General features: G+C 42.3%; 14 protein-coding genes. 12 read left to right on the plus strand and 2 right to left on the minus strand.

The genetic code is table 11. The features are described from left to right. Positions 1 to 123: 123 nt before the first annotated feature. Positions 124 to 1,284: a serine hydrolase domain-containing protein gene (locus tag AB4135_RS18855; protein ID WP_371994987.1), complete on the minus strand. Its 1,161-nt coding sequence runs from the start codon at positions 1,282 to 1,284 to the stop codon at positions 124 to 126. Between the two features lie 362 nt (positions 1,285 to 1,646). Here AB4135_RS18855 and serC point away from each other — a divergent pair, with 362 nt between their 5' ends. Beyond that, the gene (gene serC, locus AB4135_RS18860; RefSeq protein ID WP_371994988.1) at positions 1,647 to 2,738 is read left to right on the plus strand and encodes a 3-phosphoserine/phosphohydroxythreonine transaminase; all 1,092 of its coding nucleotides are present in this window, start codon (positions 1,647 to 1,649) and stop codon (positions 2,736 to 2,738) included. 60 nt (positions 2,739 to 2,798) lie between these two features. Here serC and AB4135_RS18865 read toward each other — a convergent pair whose 3' ends face one another. Then, positions 2,799 to 3,989, minus strand: a complete 1,191-nt coding sequence (locus tag AB4135_RS18865; RefSeq protein WP_371994989.1) for an amino acid aminotransferase — start codon at positions 3,987 to 3,989, stop codon at positions 2,799 to 2,801. Between the two features lie 428 nt (positions 3,990 to 4,417). Between AB4135_RS18865 and aroA the strand changes: the two genes are divergently transcribed. From aroA to AB4135_RS18920, 11 genes are all read left to right on the plus strand, one after another. Next, on the plus strand, positions 4,418 to 5,698 hold the full coding sequence (aroA, locus tag AB4135_RS18870; RefSeq protein ID WP_371994990.1) for a 3-phosphoshikimate 1-carboxyvinyltransferase: 1,281 nt from the start codon (positions 4,418 to 4,420) through the stop codon (positions 5,696 to 5,698). Between the two features lie 180 nt (positions 5,699 to 5,878). After that, on the plus strand, positions 5,879 to 6,571 hold the full coding sequence (cmk, locus tag AB4135_RS18875; protein WP_371994991.1) for a (d)CMP kinase: 693 nt from the start codon (positions 5,879 to 5,881) through the stop codon (positions 6,569 to 6,571). Positions 6,572 to 6,668: 97 nt separating this feature from the next. Next, a complete protein-coding gene (rpsA, locus tag AB4135_RS18880) occupies positions 6,669 to 8,336 on the plus strand; it encodes a 30S ribosomal protein S1 (protein WP_020912589.1) in 1,668 nt (555 codons plus the stop codon). A 72-nt stretch (positions 8,337 to 8,408) separates the two neighbouring features. After that, positions 8,409 to 8,696: an integration host factor subunit beta gene (gene ihfB / locus AB4135_RS18885; protein WP_044555860.1), complete on the plus strand. Its 288-nt coding sequence runs from the start codon at positions 8,409 to 8,411 to the stop codon at positions 8,694 to 8,696. Positions 8,697 to 8,818: 122 nt separating this feature from the next. After that, a complete protein-coding gene (locus tag AB4135_RS18890) occupies positions 8,819 to 9,127 on the plus strand; it encodes a LapA family protein (protein ID WP_371994992.1) in 309 nt (102 codons plus the stop codon). Position 9,128: 1 nt separating this feature from the next. Continuing rightward, positions 9,129 to 10,289, plus strand: coding sequence for a lipopolysaccharide assembly protein LapB (gene lapB, locus AB4135_RS18895; protein WP_371994993.1), 1,161 nt, complete (start codon positions 9,129 to 9,131; stop codon positions 10,287 to 10,289). A 63-nt stretch (positions 10,290 to 10,352) separates the two neighbouring features. Next, entirely contained in the window at positions 10,353 to 11,048 is a 696-nt protein-coding gene (pyrF, locus tag AB4135_RS18900) for an orotidine-5'-phosphate decarboxylase (RefSeq protein ID WP_371994994.1), read from the plus strand. A 95-nt stretch (positions 11,049 to 11,143) separates the two neighbouring features. After that, entirely contained in the window at positions 11,144 to 11,956 is an 813-nt protein-coding gene (locus AB4135_RS18905; protein WP_371994995.1) for an SDR family oxidoreductase, read from the plus strand. Positions 11,957 to 11,973: 17 nt separating this feature from the next. Further along, the gene (locus AB4135_RS18910) at positions 11,974 to 12,516 is read left to right on the plus strand and encodes a DUF2058 domain-containing protein (RefSeq protein ID WP_371994996.1); all 543 of its coding nucleotides are present in this window, start codon (positions 11,974 to 11,976) and stop codon (positions 12,514 to 12,516) included. A 357-nt stretch (positions 12,517 to 12,873) separates the two neighbouring features. Then, positions 12,874 to 13,791, plus strand: coding sequence for a hypothetical protein (locus tag AB4135_RS18915; RefSeq protein WP_371994997.1), 918 nt, complete (start codon positions 12,874 to 12,876; stop codon positions 13,789 to 13,791). Next, a complete protein-coding gene (locus AB4135_RS18920; RefSeq protein WP_371994998.1) occupies positions 13,784 to 15,460 on the plus strand; it encodes an FAD-dependent oxidoreductase in 1,677 nt (558 codons plus the stop codon). Before AB4135_RS18915 ends, AB4135_RS18920 begins: the two co-directional genes overlap by 8 nt. The last annotated feature ends 152 nt before the right edge of the window (positions 15,461 to 15,612 follow it).

Raw genomic sequence — 15,612 nt, forward strand, 5'->3', positions numbered from 1 at the left:
TGCTGCGTTGCATTATCTTAAAAGGGAATAACCATTTCTTCCACAATGCGCCTTGAATTGAAAGCCCTGAGAAAGCTCTGAATTGATCACATTTTTAATGGAATTGGTATAAAACAGGAAACACTATTGTTTGCCGAGTTTATCTGCTTGTTTGAAAACATCACGCCAGTACTGAGAACTTAGCTTTGCAATGACTCTTGACTCGCCATTTAAAAGCATAGCCATTCCGATATTTAACTCTGGAGAGTAGGAAATTTCTGCAACGTAACCCGCGACCCATCCAGCATGATAGATTAAAGGTCGACCTTCAAATTCATAAACACGCCAACCCTTTCCGTAATGTGCGCTATCAAGATAGGCGCGCCAATCTCTGCGTCGCAACTCTCGAGTGGTTTTAATGCCAGGTGTAGTGACATCCTTAAGCACGCTCTCTGATATTACACTTGGGTTTTGCCCAAGATTTGCCATAAGCCATTTGGACATGTCGTTAATGCTGGCGTTGACACCAGCAGCAGGTGCGAGTTGATAGTAGTTCGCTTTAACTTTTACTTTTTTGAAACCAGATTTTGTTTTTACATGAGGTTCAGCTCTGTTTTTCGTATTTTGAAAAGCGTCGTAGCCTACCGATGCCGTTCCCATTTTTAGCGGCGTAAAAATTCTTCGTTTTAAAAGTTCCGCATAGTCTTGATGGGTTTGTGTTTCTATCGCAGTTTGAATAAACGAAAAGGCTACATTTTGGTAGCCATAGCAGACGCCAGGGCTACACATTGGTGTAAGTTCATCAAACTTGGAGATAATTTTAGGCATTTTTACATTAGCATTTATTAAGTTGTCATAGCTGTTGGGCCATAGACCCGTACTATGTCCAATAATATGGCCTAGATTGATCTGTTTTGCTGCTTGCTTATCAGCAAGGTCAAACTCAGGAATATAGCTTATAACCGGTTGCTTCCAATCGAGTTTGTGTTCTTGGACTAGCATTGAAGCAAGTGTTCCAGCGAAAGTCTTAGACACTGATGCGAGTCTAAATACTGTTTCCGAGTTTACATTTTTACTCCCACCTTTAGTGCGCTTTCCGTATGTACTTAACTTAAGTATTGTGTCTCCCTCAACGATAACAAATGCACCACCTGGTACCTTATTGGCTTTCATTTTACTGTGGAAATTGTGTTTGAAATTATCGGCAAGGACTTTGTATTCAGAGGTACTAGCAAAAGCTGCAGTGTTTGGTAACAAGGTAGCAATCGACAGAGAGCTGAATAATAAAAAGGGTCTTAAAAACATGTATGGATCCAATGAAAAATTATAATCATTCTTATATGGCTATTGTTGAGCATAAGGTTCCACAATACTAGTGGCTGTCTGTCGTTTAAGGCTAGTTTTTGTTCAAATGAAATGACTTTAGTATTTTTAATATAAAAGAGGCTGTAAAGCTCCTGTAAAAAGCAATAATACGAATTTTAAAATGGGCAGCTAAAGTAAGGCGTTTAAATTATTACCTCATTACTCAATACAGCAATTTTACAAAACAGTGATTTATTAAAGTGAAACGACTTTTTCGTGTTAGCCACCAGATCGTTACGATATACTAAGAAAAGAATCTAAAAAACCATGTATATACCGATCGATCATAAAAGGACAATACTGTGAGCGCTACTTTTAATTTCTGTGCTGGACCTGCCATGTTACCTCAACCAGTTATGCAAAAAGCACAAAGTGAGTTGTTAGACTGGAATAATATGGGAACCTCGGTGATGGAGATTAGCCACCGAAGTAAAGAGTTTATAGCGCTAACGACTCAAGCTGAAGCAGACCTACGACAGCTAATGGATATACCCTCAAATTATCATGTGCTCTTTATGCATGGCGGTGGGCGAGGTCAGTTTTCAGCTATTGCCAATAACTTTCTTGGAGATAACGGACAAGCGCTTTACCTTGTTGATGGCAGTTGGTCTTCAGCAGCAGTCGAAGAAGCTAAAAAACTGGCTGGTGAAGATAATATCGACACCATTAATATTGTCGAAAAAAGTAATGGCTTAAACAGCGTTTCTATACCTGAGTTATCAACTATCGATAAAGATTATCGATACCTACATTATTGCCCGAACGAGACTGTAGATGGTATAGAGATCTTTGAGACTATTAATAGCCCATGGCCAGTTATCGCTGATATGTCATCAAATATCTTGTCGCGAAAAATGGACGTAAGCCAGTTTGGCCTTATCTATGCTGGTGCACAAAAAAATATTGGCCCATCAGGTTTGAGTATTGTCATTGTCCGAGATGATATGTTGGCGCTTCCGAGCTTGCCGCAGTCTTCTATCATGGATTATAAGCTGGCAGTTAAACATGGTTCTATGTATAACACTCCGCCTACTTTTGCATGGTATCTAGCTGCAGAGGTTTTTGCTTGGTTAAAAGTGAGTGGTGGAGTAGAGGCTGTAGAACAAATTAATATTGAGAAAGCTAAGCGTCTGTATCACTGCATAGACGATCTTGATTTTTATGCTAGTGGCGTTGCTAGCGGTAATCGCTCTCGTATGAATGTCACTTTCCAGCTTGTTAATACTGAGCTTGATAACCTATTTTTGGAAGAAGCTAAACAGGCTGGATTGGTGGCACTAAAAGGGCACCGTAGTGTAGGCGGAATGCGCGCGAGTATTTACAATGCCATGCCTATTGAAGGTGTCATAGAATTAGTGACGTTCATGCAGGCTTTTGCTAAAAAACATAGCTAACGCGTAAATTAAAATATAAAAAGCCGCTATCAAAAGCGGCTTTTTAATGGCTTTTAAAGCTTAGAGTACTTTAGCAATCGATTTTGCTAAGTAATCAACATTCCCTGTTCCTATGCCTGCAATGCTTATACGGCTAGAGTCGACCATATAGATGCTGTAATCACTTTGAAGCTGCGCAACCTGCTTAGGGGTTATCCCTAAGAACGAGAACATGCCTTTTTGCTCAGTGATGAAGTCGAAATTACGAGTCACGCCTATCTCTTTTAGCTTATTAACTAACATGGCACGGTTGCCGTTAATGCGATCGCGCATCACTGTTAACTCATCCAGCCATTCTTGTTTTAGCTCATTTGAGCCTAGAATAGTTTCAACTATCGCGGCGCCATGGGCAGGCGGCATCGAATAGATACAACGCACAACATAAAGTAACACTGAGAAAGCAACATCACTAGCGGCAGCATCTTTACCTATGATGCTACAGGCACCTATTCGTTCGCGATAAAGGCCGAAATTTTTTGAGCAAGAACTGCATAAGATCATGTTGTCGACAGTCGTAGCCATTTTGCGAACGCCGTATGCGTCTTCATCTACACCGTCCCCAAAACCTTGATAGGCCATATCAATTAGTGGGGTAAAACCTTGCTCGGCGGTAAGTTCGATAATCTCATCCCATTGTTGTTGGTTAAGATCCATTCCGCTTGGGTTATGGCAACAAGCATGCAGCAGTACCACATCATCACTGCCTATTTTAGATAGTGCAGCTTTCATCTCTGCAAATTTTAGCGATTTAGTGTCGTAATCATAATAAGGGTAGGTTTTAACAGTGATCCCAGCCGCTTCAAATAAGCCTGTATGGTTTGCCCATGTTGGATCGCTAACCCAAAGTACAGAGTTTGGATTACAGCGCTTAATAAAGTCAGCTGCCACTCTTAGTGCACCTGTGCCGCCTGGAGTAGACACCGTTCGTACTCTGTTAGCAAGAACAGCTTGGTTTTCTGCACCAAAAGCCAGTTCAGACATTAGGCGATTAAAGTCAGCAGAACCCGTTGGGCCGATGTAAACTTTTGTTGACTCAGTGTCTAAACGATACTTCTCTGCTTTCTTTACACAGGTAAGAATAGGGGTGTGACCTGATTCGTCTTTATATACCCCGACACCAAGATCAACTTTCTGTGTATGATTGTCTTCACGGTATTTAGTCAGTAATCCTAAAATTGGATCTGCAGGCATAGCGGTCAGTTTGTTGAACATAGCTCCATCTACCTCTTTGTTTATTGGCCTACTTTCTATAGCAAATAATGCCAATTTATTCAGTTATTCTTATATGCTCTAGAGTAACGTAATTTTGTAGTTATTTAATAGTGATCATCATGAATTTCGTTTAGTTAAAAATTGGCAATAATATATTCCAATACGTCTTTTTTTGAGCAGATGTGTCATTTTCATCCCTGATAAATGCTTATTTCTACCACTTGAATAACTAATAAGCCTTAAAGGTGAGTTTTTAGCAAAAAAGTGTTGAATACTTCGCAGCAATCAGTAAATTTGTAACTACGAAGTTCAAACAATCGCTAAACCGCTGTCATTTTGTCGTGGTGACCTAACAAGCATTTAGCATGAACGTCTACTGTTAACCCGCAGGTGAGTTTGACTCCTGCAGTAAATTAAAGAAGTTATCAATGAATCAATTACGTTTAGAGCCTATCGAAAAAGTAAACGGGACCATTAATATCCCAGGATCTAAAAGCATTTCTAACCGCGCGCTGTTACTTGCAACGTTAGCCGAAGGGACCACGACATTAACAAACTTGCTCGATTCTGACGATATCCGCTATATGTTGGCATCACTCAAGCAATTAGGCGTGAACTATCGTTTATCAAATAACAACACAGTTTGTGAAGTTGATGGGCTAGCTGGCACGCTTAGCAGTGATGTTGCACAAACATTATTTTTGGGCAATGCAGGCACTGCTATGCGTCCACTTTGCGCAGCACTTACATTAGGCAATGGAGAGTTTACCTTAACTGGTGAACCTCGAATGGAAGAGCGTCCCATTGGCGATCTGGTCGACTCATTACGCCAACTTGGCGCTGATGTTAGCTACTTAAAAAATGATGGTTTTCCGCCATTAACCATTAAAGCTACGGGCTTGAGTGGTGGTGATGTTGAAATAGCCGGTGACCTCTCTAGTCAGTTCTTAACAGCTTTGCTAATGGTTGCACCGCTAGCGAAAGGTGATGTCAATATTAACATTAAGGGCGAACTAGTATCTAAGCCTTACATTGATATTACTTTAGCGTTAATGGCGCAGTTTGGTGTAAACGTTACCAATAATAATTACACCTCTTTTGAAATCAAAACTGGCCAACGCTATACCAGTCCTGGAAAACTATTGGTAGAAGGTGATGCGTCTTCAGCTTCTTATTTTCTTGCGGCAGGTGCAATTAAGGGCGGCGAAGTCAAAGTGACCGGTGTAGGCAAACTCAGTATTCAAGGTGATGTAAAGTTTGCTGATGTATTAGCGCAGATGGGCGCCGACATAGAGTGGGGCGATGATTACATCATTGCGCGAGGATCGAAATTAAACGCTGTTGATCTTGATTTGAACCACATTCCGGACGCCGCGATGACGATTGCAACAGCGGCACTTTTTGCAACCGGTACCACCCATATTCGTAATATTTATAACTGGCGCATTAAAGAAACCGATCGCTTAGCGGCGATGGCGACTGAATTACGTAAGGTAGGAGCTATTGTTGATGAAGGACATGACTACATTAGTGTGACGCCGCCAGCCAAACCGCATACCGCAAATATTGATACTTATAATGATCATCGAATGGCGATGTGCTTTTCAATGTTAGCCTTTGCTGATTGTGGCATAACGATTAATGAACCTGAGTGTACCTCTAAAACTTTCCCTGATTACTTTAATCAGTTTAACGCGCTTGCAAAATAAAATACCTCCTTTAGTACATTAGGTTATATGGTTCAGGTTTTTGTCATAAATCTGAACCATATCTTAATGAGATCTCCGTTTATTTGAATTAGATGCCGCTTTCTCGCGTTACATGGTTTATAATGCGCGCGCTCATTTTCGGTTATATCAAGGAAGATTGAATTTCTTGTGGAGGATTTTATGTTAGAACGGGCTCCTGTTGTCACTGTTGACGGCCCTAGCGGTGCGGGAAAAGGTACTATTAGTCAATTACTTGCTGAGAAGTTAGGTTACAAGTTGTTAGATAGTGGTGCAATTTATCGCGTATTAGCATTAGCTGCTATTCATCACAACGTAGAACTTGATAATGAAGAATCGCTAACATTACTAGCAGCACATTTGGACGTGCAATTTATTACTGGTAATGAAAGCAAAGGCATTAAAGTGGTGCTAGAAGGCGAAGATGTATCAACGACGATACGCAGCCAAGAGTGCTCAAATGCTGCATCAAAAGTAGCGGCTTTCCCGCGTGTTAGAGAAGCATTGCTGCGTCGTCAGCGTGCTTTTGCTGAATCACCAGGCTTGATAGCTGATGGGCGTGATATGGGAACGGTTGTTTTCCCTGCAACGCCAGCAAAACTTTTTTTGACTGCCAGTGCAGAGGAAAGGGCGCAAAGACGCTATAATCAGTTGCAGGACAATGGCTTCGATGTTAAAATCGATCAGCTTTTGTCTGAGATAAAAGAGCGTGATGATCGCGATATGAATCGCAGCGTCGCTCCTTTGGTGCCAGCCGAAGACGCACTTGTTATCGATACGACGAACATTTCTATTGAAGATGTGTTAGCTATGGCGCTGACTCATATTCATAAAAGTTTTCAAGTACCTGCGTAAGCAGGTATTTAACTATTTGCTCCAAGGATGAGGCAAATTATTATACTGACTCCGCGTCCAGGATGGGCTGTGGTTTATTAAAGAAAGTAACTTAAACATGACTGAATCTTTTGCTGATCTATTTGAACAATCCCTTGAAACTTTGGAGTTCCGTCCAGGTTCTATCGTAACTGGTGTAGTTGTACGCATCGAAAACGGTACTGTACTTGTTGACGCAGGTCTTAAGTCTGAAAGCCCAATCCCAGCTGAACAGTTCAAGAACGCTTCTGGTGAACTTGAAATTTCTGTTGGCGATACCGTGCACGTTGCTCTTGACTCTGTTGAAGATGGCTTCGGTGAGACTCAACTGTCTCGCGAAAAAGCTAAGCGTCACGAAGCTTGGATCGTTCTAGAAAAAGCGTACGAAGATGCTGAAACTGTAATCGGTATCATCAATGGTAAGGTTAAAGGCGGTTTCACTGTTGAATTAAACGGTATCCGTGCATTCCTACCAGGTTCTCTAGTTGACGTTCGCCCAGTTCGCGATACCGCTCACCTAGAAAACAAAGAATTAGAATTCAAAGTTATCAAGCTTGACCAGAAGCGCAACAACGTTGTTGTTTCTCGTCGTGCAGTTATCGAATCTGAAAGCAGCGCAGAGCGTGATGCTCTTCTTGAGAACCTTCAAGAAGGTCAATCAGTTAAAGGTATCGTTAAGAACCTTACTGACTACGGTGCATTCGTTGATCTTGGTGGTGTTGACGGTCTTCTACATATCACAGATATGGCTTGGAAGCGTGTTAAGCACCCATCAGAAATCGTTAATGTTGGTGACGAAATCAACGTTAAAGTTCTTAAGTACGACCGTGAGCGCACACGTGTATCACTAGGTCTTAAGCAACTTGGCGAAGATCCATGGTTAGAAATCAGCAAGCGCTACCCAGAAAACACACGTTTGACTGGTCGCGTTACTAACCTAACTGACTACGGTTGTTTCGTTGAAATCGAAGAAGGCGTTGAAGGTCTTGTTCACGTTTCTGAAATGGATTGGACTAACAAGAACATCCACCCATCAAAGGTTGTTAACCTAGGTGATGAAGTAGAAGTTCTAGTTCTAGACATCGATGAAGAGCGTCGTCGTATTTCTCTAGGTCTTAAGCAATGTAAGACTAACCCATGGGATGACTTCGCAGAGCGTTTCAACAAGGGCGACAAAGTTTCTGGTAAGATCAAGTCAATTACTGACTTCGGTATCTTCATCGGTCTTGACGGCGGCATCGACGGTCTAGTTCACCTTTCTGATATCTCTTGGAATGGTACTGGCGAAGACGCAGTTGCTGAATACAAGAAAGGCGACGAAATCAACGCAGTTGTTCTTTCTGTTGACCCAGAGCGCGAGCGTATCAGCTTAGGCGTTAAGCAAACTGAAGACGATCCATTCAATGCATACCTTGCTGATAAGAAGAAAGGTGTTGTTGTAAATGGTGTTGTTACTGCAGTTGACGCAAAAGGTGTTACAATTGAACTAGCTGAGACTGTTGAAGGTTACCTTCGCGTTTCAGATATCTCTCGTGAGCGCATCGAAGATGCATCAACAGTTTACTCTGTAGGTGATAAAGTCGAGTCTAAGTTCATGGGTGTAGATCGTAAGAACCGCACCATCAGCCTTTCTATCCGTGCTAAGGATGAAGCTGAAGAGAAAGAAGCAATGGCTAGCTTGAACAAGCAGGAAGACGCTGTCATGAGCAGTGCGATGGCTGAAGCGTTCAAAGCAGCTCGTAAATAATCGCCTTGAAGTTCAGGGGTGCATGCACCCCTAAAAGGTGACTGTGTTTGGCTTGATAATAGAGGGTATAGGATGACAAAATCCGAACTGATCGAAAAACTTGCCACTAGGCAGTCGCAGCTGTCTGCGAAGGAAGTGGAAAGCGCTATTAAAGAAATGTTGGAGCAAATGGCTGATACATTAGAGGGTGGAGATCGTATCGAAATCCGTGGCTTTGGTAGTTTCTCACTTCATTATCGTGCACCGCGCACTGGCCGTAACCCAAAGACTGGTACTTCAGTCGACTTGGAAGGCAAGTACGTTCCGCACTTTAAGCCAGGCAAAGAACTGCGCGAACGTGTTGACGCGGTCAACGCGTAATTTACACTGTAATAAAAGCCTCCCTCGGGAGGCTTTTTTATATCTAAAACTTAGGTAACACTAGCTAGTTCACTCTTTTTCTTAGATAATCAAAGCTTACCAACACGTGTATGGAGCTTAACGTGAAGTCATTCATAATTGCCGTTTTAGTCGCCGCATTTTTTTTCTTAGCGCTTATCTTCGGTGCCCGTAACGAACAAATTGTTAATATTAGCTATTTTGTTGCACAGGGTGAGTTTAGATTGCCTGTTGTGCTTGCATGCGTATTCTTAGCAGGCTTTTTAGTGAGCTGGGTGTTCGCGATGTACCATATCGCCGGACTTAAACTGGCTATAAGGCGTTTAAAGAAGCAAGTTGCAGCTAATGAAACTTTAACGGACGACAAGGCCAACTCCGTGACGGAAAGTGCAACAAAAGAAGTAGACGCGTAATATGTTAGAGATTTTATTTCTGTTGCTACCGATTGCCGCCGGATATGGCTGGTACATGGGGCGCAGAAGTGTCAGACAGAAACAGACAAATCAAAGAAAACAGCTCAGTAGAGACTATTTCACTGGCTTGAATTTTCTACTGTCTAACGAATCTGACAAAGCGGTTGACCTGTTTATATCTATGTTGGATGTAGATGATGAAACCATAGATACTCACCTTTCTTTAGGTTCCCTTTTTAGAAAGCGCGGTGAAGTTGACCGCTCGATTCGAATCCACCAGAACCTTATCGCCAGACCTAGCTTAACCACAGAGCAAAGAGATATCGCGATGATGGAACTGGGTAAAGATTACCTTGCAGCCGGGTTTTACGATCGCGCAGAAGAGATTTTTATAAACCTTGTTAATCAGGAAGATCATAGCGAAGAGGCTGAAACTCAGCTTATTGCCATTTATCAAGTCACCAAAGACTGGCAAAAAGCGATTGATATTATCAAAAAGCTAAAACGTAAACGTCAGCAAGTGCTAAAACACGACAGTGCCCACTTTTATTGTGAACTTGCAGCAGAATCTACTGACGACGCAATAAAATTAAAACGGTTATTATCGGCGAACAAAATTGATCCGAGTTGTGGCCGGGCACAACTAACACTCGCCGAGCTTTACTTGAAGCTTGAAGACTTTAAGTCTTGTAAGCAGTATATAGAGAAACTGCTCAATACTGATATCGACCTTTTTCCTGATAGCCTTCCCATTGCTAAGCAAGTTTACTTACTGACTAATGACAACGTTGGCTACCAAGAATTACTTCGAGAAGCGATAGAGAAGGGCGCCGGCGCAAGTATCGCTGTAACGCTAGCCCAGCACATGATTTCTCAAGGAAATGAGAAAGATGCAGAGAAACTAATTTTAGAAGGCTTAATAAGACACCCAACGATGAAGAGCTTTCAGCATCTGATGAAGATGCATGTTAAGCAAGCTGAAGATGGCCAAGCTAAAAAAAGTTTATCAATGTTAGAGCAATTAGTTGAGCAGCAAATTAAGTTTCGCCCAGGATATCGCTGCAGCGAATGTGGCTTCCCATCTCATAGACTGTATTGGCATTGCCCCTCTTGTAAAAGTTGGGGAAGTATAAAAAGAGTACGAGGGCTAGACGGAGAATAGTTACTCTTTTGTCACCCTAAAACATATTAATAGTATTAAAAACGCAAAGTGATTGGAGAAAAAATGACGAACAAACCTATTTTGGTAGCATTAGATTACGACAATAGAAACGATGCTTTGCAGCTGATCGATAAGCTTGACCCTGATATGTGCCGTCTTAAAATTGGCAAAGAGATGTTTACCTTGTTTGGCCCTCAAATCGTGACCGATATTCATAGCCGCGGCTTTGACCTGTTTTTAGATTTGAAATTTCACGATATCCCCAACACGGTTGCGAAAGCCGTTTCAGCTGCAGCAGAGCTGGGGGTTTGGATGACAAACGTTCACGCTTCAGGCGGGTTGGCGATGATGGACGCGGCTAAAAGGGCGTTAGAACAATATGGTGATAAGGCGCCATTACTTATTGCTGTCACGGTCTTAACATCAATGAGCAATGATGAGTTAACATTACTGGGTATTAACGTACCCGCATCAGAACATGTACTGCGTTTAGCAGCATTAACTCAACAAGCTGGGTTAGATGGTGTGGTTTGCTCTGCTCAAGAAGCTAATTTATTGAAAGCTAGATTCGGCCAACAATTTAAATTGATCACCCCAGGGATAAGACCTGTTGGTAGTGATAAGGGCGATCAGCACCGAGTGATGACGCCGCCGCAAGCTCTGGCCGCGGGGTCGGACTATTTAGTTATAGGCCGTCCAATCACGAAAGCTGCTGACCCACTAAAAGCTTTGCAAGATATACATCAATCAATTGTATAACTGTTTAGATTAAATGCTTTAAAAACAGAGTGTACTGCTATAAGTTAGAAATTAATGACTAATTTAAAATTGATGTAGCAACCGGAGTGCACTTTATGTTTGATTATCAGGGAAAAAATATTGTCGTTGTTGGTGGCACTAGTGGTATCAATCTTGGTATTGCGTTAAGTTTTGCAAAAGCTGGCGCGAATGTGGCTGTTGCTAGTAGAAGCAAAGATAAAGTCGATGCTGCGGTGGCACAACTGGCGAGCGTAAACCCTGACGGCAACCATATTGGCGCTTGTTTTGACGTACGAGATTTAGACGCTTTATCACTCGGCTTTGAATATATTGCCGCAGCGTTTGGTACTGTCGATGTACTCGTTAGCGGAGCCGCAGGAAACTTTCCAGCGAGTGCTGAAAAGCTGTCTGAAAATGGCTTTAAATCAGTAATGGATATCGATCTACTCGGTAGCTTTCAAGTTTTAAAGCAAGCCTTGCCTTTATTGAAAGGCAAAGGCGGTGCGATTATCCAGATCTCTGCGCCTCAAGCTTTTGTCCCAATGCCGATGCAGGTACATGTTTGTGCTGCCAAAGCGGGGGTAGACATGTTAACCAAAACGCTGGCGATTGAATGGGGTTACAAAGGTATTAGAATTAATTCGATTGTACCGGGCCCTATAGCAGGCACAGAAGGATTTGATCGGTTAGCACCAACACAAGCGTTACAGGAACATGTTGCTAAAGGTGTACCACTGAGACGCAATGGTAGCTGCGAAGATATTGCGAATGCCGCGTTGTTTTTAGCCTCCGATATGGCGTCCTATATAACAGGTGCCGTATTACCTGTTGATGGCGGCTGGTCTCTCGGTGGTGCAGGCGCCGCAATCGCAGAAATTGGTCAATTAGCGAAACAAAAACAAAGTTGAATTAGAGAATATTAGATATGGCAAACCCTTTTCAGGAACAGCTGCTTAAAGCTGGTTTGGTTAGTAAGCAAAAAGTAAGAGACACTAAAACTCAAAAACGTCGAGACAAGAAAGCAAAAGTCGATGACGGTAGCGAAGCGCTTAAGAAAGAGATCGCGGCTAAGAAGCAAGCGCAAATCGATAAAGATAAGCAGTTAAATGAGCAGCGATTTAATGAAGCCTCAGAAAAAGGTCTTGTTAGAGGCTTAGTTACTGAGTTTAAAAAGTTTGCTATTACCCCGCCAAAAGAAGCTGATATTAAATTTAACTACACTTTTGAGAAGAAAATTTATTCTCTTTATGTCGATAAAAAAATGCAAAGTGAGCTGTTAAAAGGACACTTGGGGATAGTAAGACATGAAGATATCAGTTACTTGGTGCCTCACAAACTTGTACAGCGAGTCAATCTATTAGTTCCGGCGTGGGTTGGTTATTTGTGGGCCCAGGAAGATAACGTTGAAACAGTAGAAGAGGATGATCCTTACGCTGATTACGTTATTCCTGATGATCTTATGTGGTAATCAGTTCGATAGCTTAGTTAAGAGTTTTAACTATTAAAGCCGCAAACATTAGTTTGCGGCTTTTTTGTGAAAATCTGGATGACCATCTGCAGTCAACGGTGAGGGACAAGGTCCGCTCTATCTTACGCCTCACAAATAGCCTCGCGATTTCCTTTATTAAATAAAGCTATTTCACTTCTAAACTTGGTCGCAAATCATCATTAAACGTAACTGACTAATTATTATGAATAATGACAGGGAGTCATATCGTAGTTTCCCTGCTCATTAAGCGTCAACGTTTGAGCTGCTGAGTTGCTATTTATAGCGCTTTGATGCCTGCGTTGACTTCATATTGATTAAATTAAAGGACGTACTCGCATGAAAAGGAATACAAATAATCTAGGTTACTATCAAGAAGGTGTATCAAGAGTTGGGCAGTATGATGTGGAAGAAATTTCTAATCCGTTAACACGAGATAAACAGATAAATCAGCGTGTTGTCAAAGATATACAACAGCTACTCCTTAATATTTACGCTAAGGGTCAAACCCATAGAGAGCAACTCCAGCTAAGCACATTTTGTAACGCAAACGTACATAAGTCTTCGATGGACTCCGATCATCTGTGGCTAATCTTTAATAAGGGAGGTTTATGTGCTTACGCGTCAGGTCGCTATATCTACACAGCCTCTGCAGAGCAAGTATACGTGTTCAAGGCTTGTATGATCTCCGCAGAAATCGAAAATAGAGCTGAACTTTATTCGTGGCTTTATGCACGTCAAATTATTCGTGGTGTTTTATGTTATTGGAATAATAGCCAGAACATAGGTAGGCCGCTGCCATTTATTACCCGTACGCTTAATCCTGTTGTTGCGCAAACTCTCTATCATATCGGATCAAATATGTATCCAGGATTAGATGGTAGTTCAATTAATGACACTGTACGGTCACGTTATCGAGCTTTTGAAGCAGTGATCAATGAAGCCATTCAAGACGACGGTATTCTTGTTAATTCGTTTATGAAACATAGTGATTACAGCTTAAAGCAGACGAAAGGTAAATCCTTGCGCTCAAAAATACACAACCTTTGTCGAACGCTTGGTGATTCTGACGGTGTCGCGATTACCGGAGAGATTAATTTTGAACAATGGCTTATTGATCATCTCTACGACAAGAGTGCTATTGACCAAACAAACATTAAGGACATCAATCTAATTCAATTGTTACAAAGTTCAGCCGTTGAAAAGGTCAGTCAGATTTCTAAGCTGGAAGTTGAAGAGGGTGGCGACTATGTATAGTAATAATAAAGCCGCTACAGGGACCGCAGATCTGTTCTCATTGATCACAAAGCAGCTACAGCAACTGACGAAAGGACAAGTTACTTGCTTGGATGCGCAAAAAGCGTTGAATCGATATGGCGCAAATACCATGGCGATATCACGCTGTATTGGCGGTGCCTTTATTGTACGGCAAATTAGTGCAGATCATGACCAAGCTGTTGAAGTGGCCAATATTGGTCACATAGTAAAAGTCGCCAATAAATACGGTACTCCACTGCAAGTTATTAGCAGCGGCCAAAATTGGGGATACGGATCCGCAATGGCTACCGATGATAGCAGGGCGCATTTTATCTTAGATTTATCTGAGCTAAAGCGAATAGAACTTGATGAGCAACTGGGAATAGTTCGGTTACAACCCGGCGTTACTCAACAAAACCTTAGAGACTATTTAGATAATTGCAATGGTGCATTCATGGTGCCAGTTACTGGCGCTGGTCCAAGTTGTAGTATTGTTGGCAATGCGCTTGAGCGAGGCTACGGCATCACTCCACACGCGGACCATTTTGCTGCTGTGACAAGTATACAAGCGGTGCTAGCTGACGGCTCTTACTATCGTTCGGCTATCGCCTCGTTAGATCTTACAGAACAAAACACCGTTGATATGGCTTATAAATGGGGCCTAGGTCCTTACTTGGATGGCATATTTACCCAAAGTAATCTTGGTATTGTTACGTCGATGAGCATTAGGCTGGCACATGAACCTGAGGTGGTTGAGTCATTTTATCTATTTTGCGCTGAAGAGTCAGATCTAGAGCGGGTGTTTCCGCTCGTGCAACAGCTACTAAGAGACTTTGCCGCTGTTGTTGGCTCTATCAACATACTGGATAGCCGCAGAATGTTATCAATGATGGTTACCAACGCTGATGGACTATCACTGGCTAGGCAAACCGATGTCGATCGCTTAATGCAAGAATACAAAGTGAGCCAATGGACCTGTATTGGCAGTTTGTATGGAAGCGCAAGGGTGGTTAAAGCGGTTAAAAAAGAGATTAAGCACAAACTTAAGGGCAATACAGCAGTTAAACGTTCACTATTTGTCTCCGCCCGAGAGATCGCCTTAGCGAGTCATTTTATTTCTCTACTGCCTGATAACCTGTTCGCAGGGCCAAGACGACAACTGGCAACACTGAAGAAAACGACTCAGATAATGCGCGGCATTCCAAATGAAGTTGCTTTGCCATTAGCATATTGGCGTAACCCAGATAAACCTACACCATTACATGGGCTAAACCCGGCCAAAGATAATTGCGGACTGCTTTGGTATGCACCGTTGATCCCAGCAACAGAAGGTAAAATCCGCGAGTTTATTGATATGGTGCGAATGATTTGCCTTAAATTCGACATTGAGCCGTTAATCACCCTGACAGCGTTAAAGCATGACTGTATCGACAGTACGGTTCCGCTGCTGTTTAATCGAGCGGATCCGGCTGCTATACGCGCGGCGAAGTTATGCTTAGATGAATTATTCACTAGCGGATGCAAGTTAGGCTTCGTGCCATACCGGTTGAATGTAGAGCAACAGCGCCGTTTACTGTCAGTCGAGGAGCCGCATTGGACTATCGTGGATAAAATTAAAAATGCTTTAGATCCAAACAATATTATCGCTCCACGGCGATATAACCCTTAACTCTCGTCAAGCGTAATTAAAGTTGGGTCTTGTCGGGAATCAGTGATGTTTTAAACCTGATAAGGCCCAAGCAGGTCAGCGACTATAGTCAGCGTATAATTCATGTTGCTTGTTATTTTTCTTCAAGTCGTTTAAGTTTCCCCCAGTTTACT

It is taken from the genome of Shewanella sp. 10N.286.54.B9, assembly GCF_041468565.1.
GTDB lineage: Bacteria > Pseudomonadota > Gammaproteobacteria > Enterobacterales > Shewanellaceae > Shewanella.